Here is an 18,530-nt window from a genome sequence, read left to right on the forward strand (position 1 = left end):
TAAATGGTGTCATAAAAAATCAAATTTTTCATAAGGTTTGATATATAAAACACCTCACATCGCACAAAAGTTAATAATTTGATAATTGCATATACATATAGGTTAAAATAGTATCAATACTGACTAAAATTTTACCATACCTTGAAATTATAAAACCCAGTATTACAACCTAACCCATACCCATGATGAACAACTCTGTTTTCACACCACCATAGCTGCCTCAGGCAATGCCTTAAATACAAGCTTTAATCAAGAATACAATCATATCGACAGCGCAAAATATTGTCGAAGGGGAATCTTTTTTGTCCAAAAAATCACCCCCTGAACTTTAAATAAACCTTACAAACCTAAAACCCAAAAACCATGAGACTAACACTCTTACTATTATGGAGTTTTTGTGTTGTTCTGACTGCCAACAGCCAGGACAACCATCCGATGTGCCAGACCGATGCGCGCATGAGAGAACTCTACCAGCAACATCCTGAAGCCAGACAAGAGGCCAGGGAATTTGAGCAACTGATGCGCTCTAACAAGCACCAGGCTACCAGCAAAACCGCAGCTACCGGCTATACCATACCGGTAGTATTTCATATTTTCGGTACCGACTTCGCCGGCAAAACGGTAGATGACAACACCATTATTACTGCACTCGAAAAAACCAATGAAGATTTCAAAGGGCTAAATGATGATTACAATACGGTAAGCGATCTGTTTTCAGGCCTGAGAAGTACACTTGACATTGAGTTTAAGCTGGCCAAAACAGACCCTAACGGTAACCCAACCACTGGTATTAACTATTACCCTGAGCGCTCAGGATTTGGTAATGGCGGTGGTTATGACAGCCAGATCCAGCAATACGCATGGGACAACTACATGTATATGAATGTGTACATTATGCTGGACCTTTACGCCGATGGCACATACAATAACTCTGGGGTGGCCTGGTACCCTGATACCTGGATGTCGGACAATAACCTGGCTCGTGTAGTGTATAATGGTCGTTACTTATATGGCAATACAGACAAAGAGTTTGCCTCAGTGCTTACCCATGAATTCGGTCACTGGCTCAACCTGGCTCATACTTTTGACAACGAGTGTAATGCCCCCGGAGACAACGTCGACGATACTCCTGCCACTACTGCCAATTCAGGAACCTGTAATGTAACTACTGAAATGTGCCCTGGCGCGGGTATACCCAACGGAGAGAACTACATGGATTATGCTTCGTGCTATAAAATGTTTACACAAGGGCAGGTAGCCAGAATGACCAGCGCACTTAGCCATGCTTCACGTCAGCCGCTATGGCAAGAGTCTAATTTAGAAGCTACTGGCGTCAACAATGCTTCTCAGCCTATTCTGTTATACGCTGCTTCTCAGCTGTATGAAGACGAAAGTAACAATGGTGCAATTGATGGCAGCGTAACGATCAGTGGTAAAAACGGAGCAACTTACGCCACCACCGGAATACTAACTCCCGGAACCCACTACACTGCAAGCAACGTTCCCGCCGGGCTGTCTTTACAGATCAACGTCACCGGCAGCACTTCAGCAGAGATGTCTTTTACCGGCAGTGCTTCGGCTCACGCAAACAGCAATAGCGTATCCAACATTTCCATTACCTTTCTTGACGCCGCCATTTCTGGTGGTGCATCCAGCATTCAGAACCCAACCTACAGTGGTTTTTCCTTATTTTTCCAAGACCCCTACACGATCGTTTACAACGACATCAATAACATCACTGCTAACAGCTCTGCAACATGGACCTACTTCACTGTAGAACATGGCGATGGCGCTTACGGAAGCTGGTACGATGGCGGTAAATTAAGACTGGAAACCTACACAAAACCCCTGATATGTGAAGGGTCTACCCGAAACATCTCACTTTTGACCAGTGGCACCCCAATTGGCACCAACAGCAATTGGGTTGATGGTGGGGCTTACCCAGATGAACACGACCTTCGCTCCTCCTCATACACCGTTTGGGATGGACAAACCGGATATATAGGCTTCAGGTTTTCAAGCCCTGAAGGCAAAAAACTCCATGGCTGGATGAAAGTTAGTGTCAACGCCAGTGGCAATTCGTTTACGGTTTACGAGTATGCCTACTACACCAAACCTGAAGGAACTATCATTGCAGGCTCCACCACGGTTAACCCTGCTCCGGTAGCAGCCTTTACAGCATCTGCCACTACTATGACACCCGGGCAAAGCGTTACCTTCTCCGATCAGTCTACCGGCTCCCCTACCAGCTGGTCCTGGTCATTTCCCGGAGGTACACCTGCCACAAGCACCCAGCAAAACCCAGCAGTAACATACAACACTGCAGGAACTTACAATGTAGAACTGACCGCAACCAACGCCAATGGTTCCAGCACCAAAACTGCCGCTAATTACATCACGGTTAATGGCGGATCAAATACCTATTGTAGCTCATCTGGTGATGACGCCTCATACGAACACATTGCCAATGTAGCCATTGGTGACTTCTCAAATCCTACGGGGGCTTCAACCTACAGCGATTATACGGGGCTTAGCATCAACCTTGTCAAGGGTGATAACAACTTTACGCTCACCCCGGGCTTTTCCGGCAGTGCTTACAATGAGTACTTCAGGGTATGGATCGACTACAACCAAAACGGGGATTTCTCAGATGCCGGTGAGCTGGCCTTCGATGCAGGCAGTGCTTTATCTTCTGCCGTATCAGGCACCATCACGGTACCTGCCTCTGCCCACGACGGTACCACGAGACTAAGGGTAAGTATGAGATACCGGTCTGCTCCTCAATCCTGTGGATCTATTGTCTACGGTGAAGTAGAAGATTATACGGCCCATATTGGTAATGCGGTTACCGTTAATGCGCCAAGCAACCTGACAGCCAATGCGGCTTCTACTGCTGTATCCCTCAGTTGGACTGATAACTCTAATAATGAGGATGGCTTTGACATAGAGCGATCTACTGATGGCACTAACTTCTCAGTGGTATCTTCTGCAGCTACAAACACAACTTCATACAATGATACAGGCCTTTCCGTCAATACTACTTACTCCTACAGGGTAAGGGCTAAAAAAGGAACTGCCTATTCTGCTTATTCTAATAGCAGTAGCGCTACCACATCCGGAGGCGGTGCAGGTTATTGTGAAGTTACTAACGGCAACCCTTCCGGGCAGTACATTACCAATATATCCATAGGCAGCATCGACAACACTTCTACCTATGACGACAGTGGCTACTCAGACTACACAAGTCAAAGCGCCAACATATCATCTTCAGCTACACTGACCGTTACCCCACATAACACGTGGGCGGCTACTGCGGCTAAGGCCTGGGTAGACTGGAACAAAGATGGCGACTTCGATGATGCCAATGAAGAGGTACTCAGTGGCAGTGGCGCCAACGGCTCCTATAGCGCTACTGTATCTGTACCATCTGGCACCTCTGGTGCCGTAAGGTTAAGAGTAAGAGTTGCATACAGCGCAACGCCTACTGCTTGTGGCGATCTTTATTTCAGCGAAGTTGAAGATTATACACTTAACGCTGGCACAAGCGCTAGCCCGAGTCGTTCAGGCTCAGGTATCGATTTTGAAAATGAGGTTAGCATGTTTCCCAACCCTTCTAAAGAAAGCAGGTTCAACATCAAATACCCTGAGTATGGTGGCGACCTTGAAGTAACTGTATTGAGTCTTCAGGGTGTGACTGTCCACCAAGAAGTCATACCTCAGCAAGCAGCCAATACGGGCATGATCTCCATCCAGCTTAATCAAAATATACGAGGAACATTCCTGGTAAGAGTGAAGAACAACACTTCTTCTGTAGTAAGAAAAATTCAGTTTGAATAAACAAAACAATAGATCGGGGGCAGGGTGAGATGCCTCTCTCCGCCCCGATCTTATTGAAGAGGATTAACCTTTCTTCTACCTTGTCGCATGGAAACGCAGAATATTTCAACCTTATTTTTACCGTAAGTGAAAGGGTGTTAGTGAACAAAATAAGCTTTATCAAACTTTAGGAAGCTTAATAAAGCTGCAGTTGAACCCAACGCTAAATTTGGCCCACAAACTATCTTCGATCAACCTAAAAGATATCTAGCCACCAGCTTGCACACTCCAAAAGAACCGCTTTTTACTCTTAGATGTAGCACCAAGTTTTTCATAAAACCTGATTGCAGATTTATTAAAATCCGGGGTTTGCCACTGTACCCACATGCACCCCTGGGCTTTGGCTAATGTAGCTATGCTCTTCATCACTGCTTGCCCTAATCCGTGCCCTCTGGCACTTTCTTTCAGGTATAAACAGTCAAGGTAAATGTAATATGCGGCATCCCAGGTGGAGAACTGTTTCATGAAAGTGGCAAAGCCTTCTACCCTCTTTTCTCGCTCTACCACCAGACAGTGAACGTCTTTCGCTTGAAACAGACGTTCTGAAAGATCTGCCCACTGAACCTGATCAGAAATTTCAGCTTTTTCAAATGCTGCGTGCTCATAGCAAAGTGCTATAACCTGGCCCAGGTCCTCGGGCCTTGCACCTCTAATCGTAAAGTCATTTAGCATGCACACTGTATCTCCGACCCTGCGGTGGCCTTACTACCCTCGGTAGCATATCCGTCAAACTTCCACCATTCAATGCCTCCTATTAACTCTTTAACCGTAAAGCCCAGCCGGGCCATATTTAGTGCCCCTTTGGTAGACGCATTGCAGCCTATACCATCACAATAGCAGACATATGTTTTAGATTTATCAAGGTGCCTGGTAGTCTCTTCAGTCATCTCCCGATGTGGAATGTTAATGGCACCCGGAATGTGTTCTTTCTCAAAGCCGAAGGGTTGACGGGTATCAACCACCACTACATCCTGCATATTCTCCAGGGCATCAAATAAATCTGAAGGGTCCATTTCATACGTCAGCTTGCTTTCATAAAATTCAATTTGCTTGTTCATAACTTTTTAAAATTTTGTTTTCTCCAAAAGTATGTACCTGTCACAATGAAGTATATATGCTATGATTGAGGTTTTTTGACGGCTTAACTGAATTTATTTCAATTTAAAGTGAAGCGTATTTATGTAACTTTAGGTTCTGATAATTATAACCGCTCAGGCATGGAACTCAGGCACTTCAGGCTCATTAAAACTATCGCAGAGGAAGGCAACATTGCTAACTCTTCTGAAAAGCTCTTCTTAACCCAGTCGGCTTTGAGTCATCAACTTCGTGAGCTGGAAGAACAATTGGGCTTTAAGGTATTCCACCGGTCACGTAATAAGTGGGAACTTACAGAAGAAGGCGCAGAGCTGCATAAGCTGGCCAATACTATTCACTCTGCTATAGAGCAGGGTTTTCATAGCATCAAAAACATCAATGAGGGTACAAAAGGATTGGTTAGAATAAGTACAGAGTGCTACTCTTTCTATCAGGGGCTACCAACATTCATTCAAAAAATGGCTGCTCTGTATCCCAAAATAGATGTCGAACTCATACTCGATGCGACGCATCACCCGGTTTCGAAAATACTCTCTAATGATATTGATATAGCGATTGTCACCTCTAAACCCTCCACTCCCATACTTTCCTGCAAGGCATTATTTGAAGATGAGATATTAGCCATCATGCACAAGGAACACCCTTTGGCAGATAAACCCACATTGGAAGCCGGAGACTTCTCTGAAGCTCATTTGATCATACACTCCTTCCCACTGGAGACGGTCTCAGTTTATCAGACTTTCTTAATGCCCAACAATATTATTCCTGTTCGCATTTCTGCCATACCCCTCACCGAAGTAGCTCTTGAAATGGTAAGCGCCAATATGGGGATAACCTGCATGCCTCAATGGGCATTGAAATCATTTAAAGTGCCTGAAGAACTGATACTCAAGCGTATCAGTAAAAATGGGTTAAAAAGAACCCACTATCTGATCTCAAGAACTGAGGATCATTCGAAGAAATATATAGCTGAGTTTATTTCTAGTTTTGAGGAGAATTTTTTAGAATAACCGACAACCCACAAAGTCTGCCTATTCATTCCAGATACATTCTCCGTTAACACCCTTTCCTTTCAACTCCATGATGGCTTTAAACTTGTGCATTATCTCCGGGGAATCAAAGCAGTTAATTTCTTCATTGGGGATATTCTCCGGCTTCACTTTTTCAGCATCTCTTGATCTAATTTCATAGTTTTTACTCAGGCACTTTACGGCCTCTTCATTATCGAAATAAAACCTACTTTCAGTAATAATATCTTTAGTTTGCGAAACAGGCTCATCTTCATCTCCTGTTCCCATGTCAAACGTCCAATAGCCTACATCAGAAAAATAAAAGAACAATTTCCCTTCCCATACCAAATACTGATTCTTCCCTCCGTAATGATCACCTTCGGAAAATGAGTGTTCTATGAGTTTAACCTCCTCGTCCTGGCTGTAATACGTTATAGTTCCCTCCTCAGGAAAATCAGGACAGCGATACTCAAGTACCTCAACAGTTAAAGCCTCTTTGTCCTTTAACCCCATTACGGTTGCATACTTTGACCTGATGTCCTTAATTATAGTTTCTGTATCCTGAGACTGAGCTGTTAAATGAGCTAAGGAAAGAAGAGTTATAACTAGTGGAGCAATGTATTTCATAGTTTGAGTGATTCAGCTTTACTCAAAAATATATAGTTATTTCAGAAAACTGATCCTGACATTATAAAATTTAAGGAGTCAGGCTTTCTAACCAACTTTTCCACTAACCAACAACCTTCACCCCTCCGGCTTAAATTACTTCCCTCTAAAATCAATAACATTACCTTTGGGGATTATATCCACTCAGCCTCTGCCACTATTACATCATCCATAAAATCCTTATTTACTTCTTTTAATACATTCAAAAACTCTTCAGTAATAATAGTCTCTTTTCTTTTCTTCTCTTCTCATCCACACGAAAAATATCTTCACCTTGCCAAGATTCAAAATACACCTGTCTCTTTGCCAACTCCCCAACCCTTTCGACCTCTTTATACTGGGTTATTTCCCCTATTAAGTCTAATATATCTGATTTATATGGGGCTATTTCCATGTGACACATGTCACATCCAGAGTCCTTTATTTCATACCAAATCGGCTTTTCTTTTGCCTGCCCTTTTATATTCAAATAATAGAAATTTGGCAAGGTTTGAGAATAAGCATCCTCATCTATATCAAAATACTCCTCCGTGTCTACAATTATCTTCTGGAAATCCATCCCCTTTAAGTTTCTCAACTCCAATTCATTTTTCAAACGCTCGCTAACAATATAATATGGAGTCATGTATATAAAATCCTCCCCTGACCAGAAGTCAAATTCATAGCCCAGTTGCTTGACACTTTCTTCAAGGACTCTTCTACATTTTTTACATTTCCTTGTGATAATTTCTGTAGCTCCCCCCATCTGACCAGGTGTAGAAGCACTTAACAAAGCATAAATTTTTGGTTTCATATTACTTCAATAAAAGTCAACACTTATTGATGACTCTTTTAGCACCTTTAAAGGCTATAGCCATTTGATTGATTAATAAAAAAAGAATATGCTCTCAAGCTCCTCCTCAAAAAATTCTTGATCAAAATTCTTAAACTCTATTTCATACATCCCCATTAGGATTTAGCTCCTGTTTTCAGAAAACAGACAAACTCAACGGCAAAATATAATTTATGGGGTAATTAAAATTGATTTTAGCAAAATTTAAGGAGCCAAACTTTCTACTTTACACTCTCCTTTTACTAAATACATAGGCAATCTTGAATCTTCCACAGTAATTTCCCAACCTTTATCATGGGCTCTGCAAGCAAAGCTGATAAGGCCCCATGGTAGCCAACCGTCTACATCCCTAAAACGGTTACCTTCTGTAGTATCTCTATATTGCTTGTCTTTTTCAAGTGCTTCTTTTAATTGCTTATTAAATGAAGAAGAATCTCCAAAGTAATACTGTTCCAGTAACTTTTGTCTCGGTTCGTCGATTAACGAAACATAATTTTTTAACTCCGGATCGCCTCCATACTTTCCTCTTGAATTCTCTATATAGTCATTAAAGAGTTCCTTATCAATATCAGGCTCGCTTTTAAAAAGTTGATACAGCTTATACACTGGATGATTATCATGTTCACCGTAGTTTAAAAACTTGCTACTTTCCGGTAAATTAAAAATCAAATCTATGACATCACTACAACGACAAATGGAGGCATAAGTATAAGCACTCGCTAGCTCAAACACTGAATCGTAGCCGGCACCAGTATTGGTAAGTTGTACTTCTTGATCGGCAACCCAAAGCTTTGTGAGTTCTCCATTATTATCAAGAGATTTAATATGACCATAGATACCCTGCATAGCTAATTTAAAACACCTGCTTAGCTCCGTACGGTCAGTTTCTCCATTAACAATTTTGAGGGTAATCTGCTGCATGCCAAATTTGAACAATCTATGTAAACCCTCGCTATCACCTTCCACTAACCATTCAATTGATTGACTTACAAGAAGAAGAATATGCTCATACTCCTCCTCAAAAAATTCTTGATCGAAATTCTTAAATTCTATTTGATTACCCATTTGTAAATTTGGTTAGCTATGTTCAATACATTCCCATAGGCTTTATCTCATGCTTTTAGAAAACATTAAAGCTTTTCAATAATGGGAAATATAATTTATGGGGTAATTAAAATTTAATTTTCAGCAAAAATATATAGCTGTTTAGAAAAATCCATCAGTATCAGATGTCTACCCATTGTTGCAGGATACCCATACAATTCGCAATTATCCTCCAATGGGTGTGAGTTCTTAATTTCAAAACTATTTTTTTCTAATACAACAAGTGCAGGAGTACCTATTGAAGTTCCAATAAAAAGGCATGACTTCGAAATACCCATGTGGCCCAAATCAAGCTATTTTCTATCCCCTCAAGCTCTACTACTCGAACAAGTGTCTTATATTTTCATTCTTAGGCATTTTGAGTAAATTAAGTAAATTGACACCATGACTATTAGGTATATGCGGGTCTATGCCTGTATCCAGTAACATTTTAATCATTGCATCCCCGTCCTCATCATCGTAATGCATCACAGCACTCCATAATAATGTATTACCATCTGGATCTTTGATGTTTTTATTAGCACCATTATCTAATAAAAGTTTTAGGGCTTCATAGTTATTGCTGAATACAGCCAAATGAGCAGCACTATATCCTGGCTTCGTTAAAACATCAAGATCAGCTCCATTTTTAATTAATACATCCAAAATATCAACATTGCCTTTTTCTGCTGCCACATGAATTGGGAATTCGCCAACTGCCTCATTTAATATATTGATATTTGCTCCTGACGCAATTAACTCTTTGACATCTTCAACTTGCCCTTGCAATGCGGCATCAAAAAGCTGTTCATTTATCTTATTTTTCATAATCTAATTAATCATTTTGTCTACTTCTGTTAGAACTTCTCTCCTCCAAGACATACAGTTTGGGGTCATTTTCAAGTTCTAATATTTCTTCTCTGGTTTTCCCATCTTTCTTATGCTTAGCCAATCTATCTTTCCATGCATTTCCTTTTGCATGGCCTATATCCGCTCTAGGCTTTCCAACCAAATTTGTAGGCACCGGTTGTCCTGCTTTAGGGTGTGGGTAGCCTAAAGGAGTCTTATCAGGATAGTGAGTACCGTAATTTGGTATTGGCTTACCTGTTTTACCATCAAGATATATCTTATACCCATTTACATCAACTTGTCCTGAATCAGCATTCTTAAATATTTTATCCCTTACCTCTTTTCGAAGTGATACACGTTCACTTTTTGCACCTCCCCTTATCCAATCTCCTCGCCCCTTATCATCAAGTCTACTTAATTCTTGAAATTCATCTATTGCTTTTGCTTCATCTAAATCCAGATCATCCACATATTTACTTCCTGTTTTACCTGAATTATCTATGCCTTTTACTCCTTTACCAGCATCAACATCGACCTTACCAACAAGAATCCCTTCCGTACCATCTCCCATATCAACTTTTTCCCCCACCTTTTTATTTTTGATTCTAACATCTTTGTCATCTAAATGCTTCACCTCACCACTAGCCAACAACACCCAAGGATTAACCTCTCCCTCCAGCTTAAACCTACGCTTCTCAATGCGCATTCTAAACTTCTTAAATCTCAGCTTTTTGGATAGTCTCTGACCAAGGTCGTCAAAAGTTTTGGCACCTTTTGCAAAGCCTTTTCGTACGCCTTTCATGGCGACTTTACCATTTCTTACCACAGCCTTGGCTCCTTGTTTACCCACTTTAGCCAGGTCGGTAACTGCTTTGGCTGTCTCTTTCACTGACTTCTGAACACCCGCTTTTGCAGCTTTTACTCCTGCCTTAGTGGCACCTTTCACCCCTTGTTTGGATACAGTTTTGATCGCTGTTTTGGCCCCTTTAAGAGCAGCTTTCCCTCCAAATAAAAGTGCAAAGATCAGCTCAATAGTAATAACAGCCAGACCTCGAGCCAGTTTGGTAGCCCCTTCTACGAGGTTGCCTGGCCACGCTGCACCCAGGTAGCCTCCAAAGTGTTTGGCCGCCTGATAAATACCCTCTGCAGCAAAGTATGCTCCTATGATCTGCACCAACAACGGCATACAGCCATGATGGCTCCACCTGTAAGTATGTTCGCCAGATGTCTAAAAAAAGTAAAGCTTTTCAGTAAATGAAAAATATAACTTATGGGGTAATTAAAAATTGATTTTCAGCAAAATTTAAGGAGCCAAACTTTCTACGCTACACTCGCCTTTAACTAAATACATGGGCAACCGAGGATTCTCCACAGTAATTTCCCATCCTTTATCATAGGCTAGACAAGCAATACTTATTATGCTCCATGGCAACCAGCCCTCTACTTCTCTAAAGCGATTATCTTCAGTAGTATCGTAGTACTCCTTATTCTTTTCCAAACATTCTATAAGTTGCTGATTAAAACTCTCACTGGTACCCAGAAAAAATTCTTTCATAAGTTGCTGATAGGGTTTATTAATTAAACGATAGAATTCTTTCAGAGAAGCATCCTTTTGGTAATAGCTTTCAGCAGCCTTTATATATGCGTCTATTTCTCCTTCCGTCACGTTTTCTTCATGTCGGAATAAATAGTAATGTTTATATGCCGGATGATAATTGTGCTCTCCTTGCCCCAAGAGTGGACTTTCTTCCTTCAAGGAAAAAATAAAATCAAGAACTTCCTTATTCCTACAAATTACAGCATATGTAAAACCTTCCACAAGTGTAAATACGTCACTATATCCGGATTCGTCATTTTCCAACTCAACTTCCACACCTGCTATAACCAATTTCACGACCTCTCCTTTTCTATCTACTAATTTTAGATGGCCATAAATCCCCTGCATAGCCAATTGGAAGTAGTCCCTAAGTTCTTCCCGGTATGTTTCTCCATTTACTATTTTTAAAGTAATCCAACTGATAGCATCTTTGAACAGATAGTATAGCTCACCACCATCCTCTTGAGCATTTAATATAGTCTCTTCTTTATAATCAAATGTGCGTTCATACTTTCGCTTCAGAAACTCTTCATCAAAATTTTTGAAATTTATCTTATTACCCATTTGTAAATTTGATTAACGATACCTAATACATTCCCATTAGAATTTAGCTCCTGTTTTAAGAAAACAGAAAAACTCAACGGCAATGAGAAATAAATTTATGGGGTAATTAAAATTTAATTTTCAGCAAAAATATATAGCTGTTTAGAAAAATCCATCAGTATCAGATGTCTACCCATTATTGCAGGATACCCATACAATTCGCAATTATCCTCCAATGGGTGTGAGTTCTTAATTTCAAAACTATTTTTTTCTAATACAACAAGTGCAGGAGTACCTATTGAAGTTCCAATAAAAAGGCATGACTTCGAAATACCCAAGTGGCCCAAATCAAGCTTAATTTCATTCAAGGCCTGATCTATATTACTTGACCTTTTTAATTCTCCTGTTTTAATATCAATTTCATATAGATAGTTTGCTAATGCATATATATATGGGTCTCCTTCGCTATAAATCAAACTAACACCAGCCGACTCTGCATTTATAGATGCAACCCAGTTAACCTCTCCACTTTTAGTACTCAATGAAATCACCTTCCCTTTATCAACGCCAACTATAAGGTTATTATCCACAAGGACGGCATACATTGTAATGTCTCCCTCTTCGTCAGATTCCCAAACATCATCATGATAATTTCCATAACTAGCCAATTCTGTCTTCCAAAGCACGGTACCATCAGTTATGCTACGGCAAACGATGTTACTATCATCAGTTAGAAAAATATGCTCTCTTTCAAAAAGAATAAACTTAGGGAAAGAACCCTGCTTAAATTCTACCCGTTTACTTTTTTCTGCAAGGTCAATGAGAAGAAGTACATTCTCATTGCCTTTATCCAATGAAACAAACAAACTATTCTTAAAGATGAAGGAATCATAAATTAAAAACAGGTCATTTAACTCTATTAAAACTGAAAGATTGCCCTTATTGATTTCATATAAGTAAATTGCCTCATCCAATTGTATAATAATTGAATTTTCATAAAGCAATAAATACATTCCTCCAAAGTCATCTTTGTCCCGATGTATTTCTGCAAAATCTTTAAGATTTATTTCCTTTTTAAGTTCCAGAGTATCAATATCAACCATTTTAATTCTACCATCAGCCATGGGGATATACATAAATTCCTTATCTGAAACGGCCATACTGGCACAGTTGGAAATCTTACATTGTAATTCAATGGCACAACCAAAGTCTGCCGATGGCATTTGTTTTCTAGTATTGTAAAAAACATTACTCCTCATAAGCTATCTTAAAATGTAATATGAAAATTCGCAACATCAATAGAATTCATAATTTTCGCTCTATTTCTATTCAAAAGAGCTCTCTCGGCCGGTTTTAAATGTTTTTGCAAATATTTGGTATCTTTCAACAAATCATCCACCATTTTCAAGACATCTTTCTTAGTACCAAGTCCATTGCTAAACATCCATTTAACACTCTTACCTGCTTGAACATCCTTCACCATTTGAGTAATAAAGGATTTTTTTCTAAACATTCCCCAATGTTTAAATTCAATCCAGCCTCTATTGCCCCTTAATGTTACGTCCATTTCCCTCCTAAGCTTTCCTAATATGGTAATTGATTCTTCAAAATTAGTAACCAAAGCCGCTATCTTAGGGTTTCTTTTAAGGAATGTCAACGCAAAAGTTGCCCCCAAAGTAAAATTACCTCCTCGTTTTGATAAGTCCAGAACAACATTTTCTATTCCTTCAGTATTCTTAAACTTCTTAATTGCAGCAAGAACTTCATCTGTATATTCAGGAGGTACTCTGCTCATGCCTTTAAAAAGATCATCAGGATTAACCCTTCCTCCATCTTCAGCTAATTCTCTCATAGCCTTATTAAACTTAGGGTCAGCATCAAGTTTTTTAACAAAAGCACTTTGGTCTTCTACCCCTCCGATTAATCGCCCTTTTACCGTTTTATTATTGCCTTTTAGGGCAAATTCACCCGACTCACCAACATTCTTTCCTCCTTTATTTTTAACCTCAACGATCTTCCCACTAGCCAACAACACCCATGGATTAACCTCTCCCTCAAGCATGAACTTGCGTTTTTCAACACGAAGTCTGAATTTCTTAAATCTCAGCTTTTTGGATAGCCTCTGACCGAGGTCATCAAAAGTTTTGGCGCCTTTTGCAAAGCCTTTTCGTACGCCTTTCATGGCGACTTTACCATTTCTCACCACGGCCTTGGCTCCTTGTTTACCCACTTTAGCCAGGTCGGTAACTGCTTTGGCTGTCTCTTTCACAGATTTCTGAACACCTGCTTTTGCAGCTTTTACTCCTGCCTTAGTGGCACCTTTCACCCCTTGTTTGGATACAGTTTTGATCGCTGTTTTGGCCCCTTTAAGAGTAGCTTTCCCTCCAAATAGCAGTGCAAAGATCAGCTCAATAGTAATAACAGCCAGACCTCGAGCCAGTTTGGTCGCACCTTCTATCAGGTTGCCTGGCCACGCTGCACCCAGGTAGCCGCCAAAGTGTTTGGCCGCCTGATAAATACCCTCCGCAGCAAAGTATGCTCCTATGATCTGCATCAACAACGGCAATGCTGCCATGATGGCTCCACCTGTAAGTATGTTGGCCAGAATAACACCAGCAATACCCGCTATTATTCCGGCAATAATGGCTACTTTATTCTCACTGAACCATTTCACCACGGCATCCTTCATGGTACCTATAACATAGCCCGCACGCTCCATAGGCGAGTTGAACGGGCCAACCATTGCCTGCCCCGTTGGCTGGGCCGCTGTTTTACCTGTAGTCGCCGTTTCCGCCGCAGGTTCCGGTGCTTTTTCCTCAGGCCCCTGTGCAGCAAGGTCATGTTCCGCCTCAACAGCATCACGCTTTACGGCTTCCATGCTATGCTCTTTATCATCCGACGCTCCAAACTCCACCATTGCACCTTCTTCCATACCTGCCAGCCTACTCATCAGTGCAGGGTCCAGTTGAGCATCGGTCACTATCTGGTCAGCTTCTACCTGATCAGAGTGGTATGAAGTCTGCTTATCCAGAGTCTCGGCATCCCGCTGCCCCATATCAGGAGCAGACTTTGAAGTTACAGCTTTTAAAGTACCCTTCTTTATCGGATCATATTCATTGGGTAACGGCTTGGTTACATCCTGTCCGAGTAACTCTTCAGACATTTGCCCAAAGAAATGATCAGGAGACAGTCTGGCAGAAGATACCAGGTTGGCAATACCCTGCATGATCTTGATCAGCCCTACAGCTATCATTTCAATAGCGCTCATCACCATATTAAATACCTGCTGATACGCAGCCAGCACAGCATCCAGCGTAGCGCCTAGTATATCCAGCAACGCACAGACTGCTGCTTTGAGGGCATCAGCAAGCTTATTAACCGCTTTCACCGCAAGGTCTACAGCCTTATCTATGAGTGCATTGAACTTCTCCGCCAGTTTAGGGAAGGCAAAAAGCACAATGCTCACCAGCTTTTTCAGTACCTCCGCATAAAGCTTGATCAGTCCGACCACAGCCTTACGTGCCAGCTCTATAATGGATTTGGCCAGCTTCTTAGCTGCTTCAATTACCTGCTTCACAAAGGCCCGCAGTGCATCAAATATTTTATTGATCGCCTTTTTAACCTTGTCTATGAAGCTGGATACGGCATCCACTGCACGATCCCAGAAGCTCTTGTCCTTTTTCTCCGCAGAATTTTTCTCATCTGTGGCTTCTTGCTCAGCAGCAGCTTTTTTCTGCTCTGCCTTTTTCTGGGCGGTTTTAAATTCTTTATCTACTTTTTCATTGGCCCCGCTAACCTCTCCGTCAATCTTCTTCTCCACGGAGGCCTTTTCCGTTTCCGAATCCTTGGCATAGTCTGCCGTTACTTTTTCATTTTCAGCCTGCCATGCCGTACGTTGTTTACCCACTTCAGCCTGGGCCTTTTTCTGTTCTCCCTCCTGACTGGCTTTTACACTGGCTGTTTCTTCTTCAATGCGTTTCTCATTATCCTTTCTCGCCTTATCAGAGTCGACCTCCATCTGCTTGTAAGCATCGGCCTGCTTTTGCTTTTCAGCTCCAAGCTTTTCATCCATTTGCTGCTTGGCCTGAGCATTAAAGGCTGCCAGGGTCTCTGCATCCATTTCAGGCATGGGGTCAATCCCCTTGTTCTCCAATGAAGGGATTTCCTGTAACTCAATATTAGGACTGAGTTTTTCCGGTTCTATCTCTGGGAATATGTCATGCTCACCAAAGTCATTTTGAGTTTGCTCCTGATGTGCTGTCAGCTCAGTATTTACCGACTCATCCGATTTTCCTTTATTTTCAGTATTTTGGGCAGGATCTGCATCACCGGAAAGTTTAACCTTTGGCGCTTTACCCGGGCTGGTGTTTACTCCCTTATCATCTGCAGGCAACCTTCTAATGACAGCTTTTGCCTCCTCAGGATCAGCCTTACCTTCCTTACCCTTCAGGTTAGCCTTTTGCGCATCGCGGATTACAGAACCCTTCGGCACTTCATGCTGTGTATTTACATCCACAGGCTTCTCGCCTCCTTTGGACTTCAGTTCAGGCTTTTTACCCACTTTACTTCCCTTAGCACCTGCTTTTCCAGCCTGATCTTTGGTTCCCTCGCCTTTCACTGGCAGGCCGGTAGGCTTATCTATTTCAGGAAGACTGTCTTTTAAAGTCTCCTTTTCTTTACCTTCAATACCCGGCACGAGTTGAGGTGCCTGCTGAACACCTTGTATAAAGTCTGTCGGTTTAGAGGCTGCCAGTTGGTCCATAAAGTCTCCGGTAGTCTCCGCTTTAAATTCTTTTTTCTCAACAGCAGCTTCCTTACCCGTTTCGCCACCTCCCTGAATGGCATCTGCTTGTTTGGCAGGGAGTTTATCTTTTTCGGGCTTATTTACCTGTTTCTCTTTGGTCTCTGCTTCCGGCTGTTTAGACTTTTCTTTCTCAGGTTCAGGTTTCCTGACTGTATTCTCCTCCTCTTTCGGAGGTTTGGTCTTATTGTCTTCTTCTGTTTGTTTTTCCGGCTCTGCCTTCTGCTCGCTTTCCTTCTTCGCTTCAGGTGTAGTTGGCTTATCTACCTTATCTTCCTTTACCTGAGGCTCAGTGGTCTCAGGCGCTTTTTTATTATTATTCTTGGTATTCTTTTCTACAGCACTTTCCGTGCTCTCTGCTTCATTCTTAAGCGGATTGGCGAGCACACTATCCAGCTCCCTATTGGCTTCCCAGGTTGCATCCGGATTTCTCGGAAAGCCTTGAAACAGCCTTTCTCTTTCCAGTAGCTCATCAAAATACGGATGGCCTTGCAAAAAGGGGTTTTGATCTAAAAAGGAATGTATATCATTAGGGTTTTTGGTACCGGGAATACCATAAATACCCTCCTCTTCTAAAGGGGTCTTGCGTTTGTCAAATAAAACACCTCCTGCAAATTCCTTTTCCATATCCTAAAGCTATCGGGGTCTCATACTGGTTTTTGTTCCTGGCCTGGACCCCATACGGGAAGCAGCGGTATTTACCATGGGTTTCACATTCATATTCTCTTTGCGCATTTCCTGTTGTATGTACCCTTCCAAATGTCCGAGTGTAATTTGCTTTGTACCTTCTGACATAGCGTGTATACACCCCAGTTTGATAACATTGGAAATGTTAGCTCCGGTAAGTGGATAGTCAGTAGCGAGTTTCTCCGGTAAATTAACAGGTTCGTATTGGAATGATGATGGCAGACCTGTTTGCCACATTTGCAATCTCTCGTGCGATTCGGGAGGTGGAATATGTATAAAAGTTAAAATTCTTCTTTTAAAGGCATCATCCAGATTTTGTTTATAGTTACTGGCCAAAATTACAGGACAGGAGCACTTTTCTATACGTTGCAGCAAATAAGCTACTTCCTGGTTAGCATAACGATCTTTGGCATCTTTCACCTCGGTCCTTTTACCAAAGAGTGCATCGGCCTCATCAAAAAACAGGATACAATCTTTACCTTCCAGCCTTTCAAATATCTTCTCCAGGTTCTTTTCTGTTTCTCCTATGTATTTGGAAACCACTCGTGACAGATTAACAATATAGACATCTACTCCCAGGTGCTTACCTATCACAGACACTGTCATCGTTTTACCAGTACCTGGCCGCCCATAAAGCAATGTGGTAAACCCGGGCTTGATCTTCCCTACCACATCACTTTCGTTAAAAAGTTCTTTTCTGAACCGGATAAAGTCCATCAATGACTTCAACTGGTCTCTGGTTGTATCTGGCAAAATCAGGTCTTCAAACTTTTTATCAGTTTCCAGAAGTGTAGCGGGAAAGTTCGAGGTACCATCAAGCCGTGGTCTTTTGCCTATCAGAAAATAGTCAAAATAACTCTTTTCCAGCTTGAGCATATATCCGGCCAGATAGTCGTAGTTCTGGCTGATGCTTTCCAGCGTAATGATCTGCTCCCTGAAAAGAAAGTGGTTATTTTGAAAGTAGTGGTAATACGAGGCTACTTTTGCCTGATTTCCTCCACTGAGCAGAAACAGTGCTGTTTGTAGTGTAGGAATAAACTGACCATTTTCCCGGCTATAAACCCCTCCTATCTCTCTTAAAACTCCGGTGTTATCTGATCTTTTTTTCAGAAAAGCATCCAGTATTTGAGGACTATACTGAGCGGCAAAACACAAAATCAACAATAGCCGATCTACCTCATTCAGGTCATGCTCCTGAACAAAGTGTCCATATATCCCAGTCTCCTGCTCGCTTGCCGGAACCACTCCATTGTCAGAAGTTACATTTTCCATCTCGGCATTCAACCCCTCCATGCGAAGAGCTATAATTTTTTCGAGCCACCCAAGTTCAGTATGAAGACTCTGTGTATTGGCTTCAAAATCATGATCCCCAACAGAAATCAATGTATTTTCCCCATTGAAATCGTGTATTTTCCCTACTGAACTTTGCTTTACCAGATCGGTCAGTTCCATTTATAAAACTTAACAATAAATCAAAAATTAAACATAGCC

13 protein-coding genes are annotated in these 18,530 nt (G+C 41.5%); 2 read left to right on the plus strand and 11 right to left on the minus strand.

The annotated features are described in order from the left end of the window. Positions 1-363 precede the first annotated feature (363 nt). Positions 364-3,837: a M43 family zinc metalloprotease gene (locus tag JMN32_RS02400; RefSeq protein ID WP_202854679.1), complete on the plus strand. Its 3,474-nt coding sequence runs from the start codon at positions 364-366 to the stop codon at positions 3,835-3,837. Between the two features lie 246 nt (positions 3,838-4,083). On the opposite strand, the gene JMN32_RS02405 is transcribed toward JMN32_RS02400, so the two are convergent. Then, positions 4,084-4,548 carry a GNAT family N-acetyltransferase gene (locus JMN32_RS02405; RefSeq protein ID WP_202854680.1) on the minus strand — a complete coding sequence of 155 codons (465 nt, stop codon included), beginning with the start codon at positions 4,546-4,548 and terminating at the stop codon, positions 4,084-4,086. Next, on the minus strand, positions 4,542-4,934 hold the full coding sequence (locus JMN32_RS02410; RefSeq protein WP_202854681.1) for a rhodanese-like domain-containing protein: 393 nt from the start codon (positions 4,932-4,934) through the stop codon (positions 4,542-4,544). Before JMN32_RS02410 ends, JMN32_RS02405 begins: the two co-directional genes overlap by 7 nt. A 108-nt stretch (positions 4,935-5,042) precedes the next feature. Between JMN32_RS02410 and JMN32_RS02415 the strand changes: the two genes are divergently transcribed. After that, on the plus strand, positions 5,043-5,981 hold the full coding sequence (locus JMN32_RS02415; protein WP_317191753.1) for a LysR family transcriptional regulator: 939 nt from the start codon (positions 5,043-5,045) through the stop codon (positions 5,979-5,981). Between the two features lie 21 nt (positions 5,982-6,002). Here the strand turns inward: JMN32_RS02415 and JMN32_RS02420 are convergent, their stop codons facing one another. From JMN32_RS02420 to JMN32_RS02460, 9 genes are all read right to left on the minus strand, one after another. Then, on the minus strand, positions 6,003-6,608 hold the full coding sequence (locus JMN32_RS02420; protein ID WP_202854682.1) for a hypothetical protein: 606 nt from the start codon (positions 6,606-6,608) through the stop codon (positions 6,003-6,005). 241 nt (positions 6,609-6,849) lie between these two features. After that, on the minus strand, positions 6,850-7,440 hold the full coding sequence (locus JMN32_RS02425; protein WP_202854683.1) for a hypothetical protein: 591 nt from the start codon (positions 7,438-7,440) through the stop codon (positions 6,850-6,852). Between the two features lie 243 nt (positions 7,441-7,683). Then, positions 7,684-8,544, minus strand: a complete 861-nt coding sequence (locus JMN32_RS02430) for an immunity 49 family protein (protein WP_202854684.1) — start codon at positions 8,542-8,544, stop codon at positions 7,684-7,686. Between the two features lie 357 nt (positions 8,545-8,901). Further along, a complete protein-coding gene (locus JMN32_RS02435) occupies positions 8,902-9,390 on the minus strand; it encodes an ankyrin repeat domain-containing protein (RefSeq protein WP_202854685.1) in 489 nt (162 codons plus the stop codon). Positions 9,391-9,397: 7 nt separating this feature from the next. Next, entirely contained in the window at positions 9,398-10,597 is a 1,200-nt protein-coding gene (locus tag JMN32_RS02440) for a GH-E family nuclease (RefSeq protein WP_202854686.1), read from the minus strand. A 117-nt stretch (positions 10,598-10,714) separates the two neighbouring features. Next, the gene (locus JMN32_RS02445; protein WP_202854687.1) at positions 10,715-11,572 is read right to left on the minus strand and encodes an immunity 49 family protein; all 858 of its coding nucleotides are present in this window, start codon (positions 11,570-11,572) and stop codon (positions 10,715-10,717) included. Positions 11,573-11,685: 113 nt separating this feature from the next. Next, positions 11,686-12,774, minus strand: a complete 1,089-nt coding sequence (locus JMN32_RS02450; protein WP_202854688.1) for an outer membrane protein assembly factor BamB family protein — start codon at positions 12,772-12,774, stop codon at positions 11,686-11,688. A 44-nt stretch (positions 12,775-12,818) separates the two neighbouring features. Next, positions 12,819-16,979, minus strand: a complete 4,161-nt coding sequence (locus JMN32_RS02455; RefSeq protein WP_202854689.1) for a hypothetical protein — start codon at positions 16,977-16,979, stop codon at positions 12,819-12,821. A 9-nt stretch (positions 16,980-16,988) separates the two neighbouring features. Continuing rightward, a complete protein-coding gene (locus tag JMN32_RS02460) occupies positions 16,989-18,491 on the minus strand; it encodes an ATP-binding protein (RefSeq protein ID WP_202854690.1) in 1,503 nt (500 codons plus the stop codon). Positions 18,492-18,530 lie beyond the last annotated feature (39 nt).

This window comes from Fulvivirga marina (assembly GCF_016775155.1).
GTDB lineage: Bacteria > Bacteroidota > Bacteroidia > Cytophagales > Cyclobacteriaceae > Fulvivirga > Fulvivirga marina.

Excerpts from the sequence above, each read along its gene's own strand:
- JMN32_RS02425 (WP_202854683.1), bottom strand. The coding sequence starts at position 7,440 with ATGAAACCAAAAATTTATGCTTTGTTAAGTGCTTCTACACCTGGTCAG.
- JMN32_RS02450 (WP_202854688.1), bottom strand. The coding sequence starts at position 12,774 with ATGCCATCGGCAGACTTTGGTTGTGCCATTGAATTACAATGTAAGATT.
- JMN32_RS02440 (WP_202854686.1), bottom strand. The coding sequence starts at position 10,597 with ATGCCGTTGTTGGTGCAGATCATAGGAGCATACTTTGCTGCAGAGGGT.
- JMN32_RS02400 (WP_202854679.1), top strand. The coding sequence starts at position 364 with ATGAGACTAACACTCTTACTATTATGGAGTTTTTGTGTTGTTCTGACT.
- JMN32_RS02460 (WP_202854690.1), bottom strand. The coding sequence starts at position 18,491 with ATGGAACTGACCGATCTGGTAAAGCAAAGTTCAGTAGGGAAAATACAC.
- JMN32_RS02405 (WP_202854680.1), bottom strand. The coding sequence starts at position 4,548 with ATGCTAAATGACTTTACGATTAGAGGTGCAAGGCCCGAGGACCTGGGC.
- JMN32_RS02455 (WP_202854689.1), bottom strand. The coding sequence starts at position 16,979 with ATGGAAAAGGAATTTGCAGGAGGTGTTTTATTTGACAAACGCAAGACC.
- JMN32_RS02430 (WP_202854684.1), bottom strand. The coding sequence starts at position 8,544 with ATGGGTAATCAAATAGAATTTAAGAATTTCGATCAAGAATTTTTTGAG.
- JMN32_RS02420 (WP_202854682.1), bottom strand. The coding sequence starts at position 6,608 with ATGAAATACATTGCTCCACTAGTTATAACTCTTCTTTCCTTAGCTCAT.
- JMN32_RS02410 (WP_202854681.1), bottom strand. The coding sequence starts at position 4,934 with ATGAACAAGCAAATTGAATTTTATGAAAGCAAGCTGACGTATGAAATG.
- JMN32_RS02445 (WP_202854687.1), bottom strand. The coding sequence starts at position 11,572 with ATGGGTAATAAGATAAATTTCAAAAATTTTGATGAAGAGTTTCTGAAG.
- JMN32_RS02435 (WP_202854685.1), bottom strand. The coding sequence starts at position 9,390 with ATGAAAAATAAGATAAATGAACAGCTTTTTGATGCCGCATTGCAAGGG.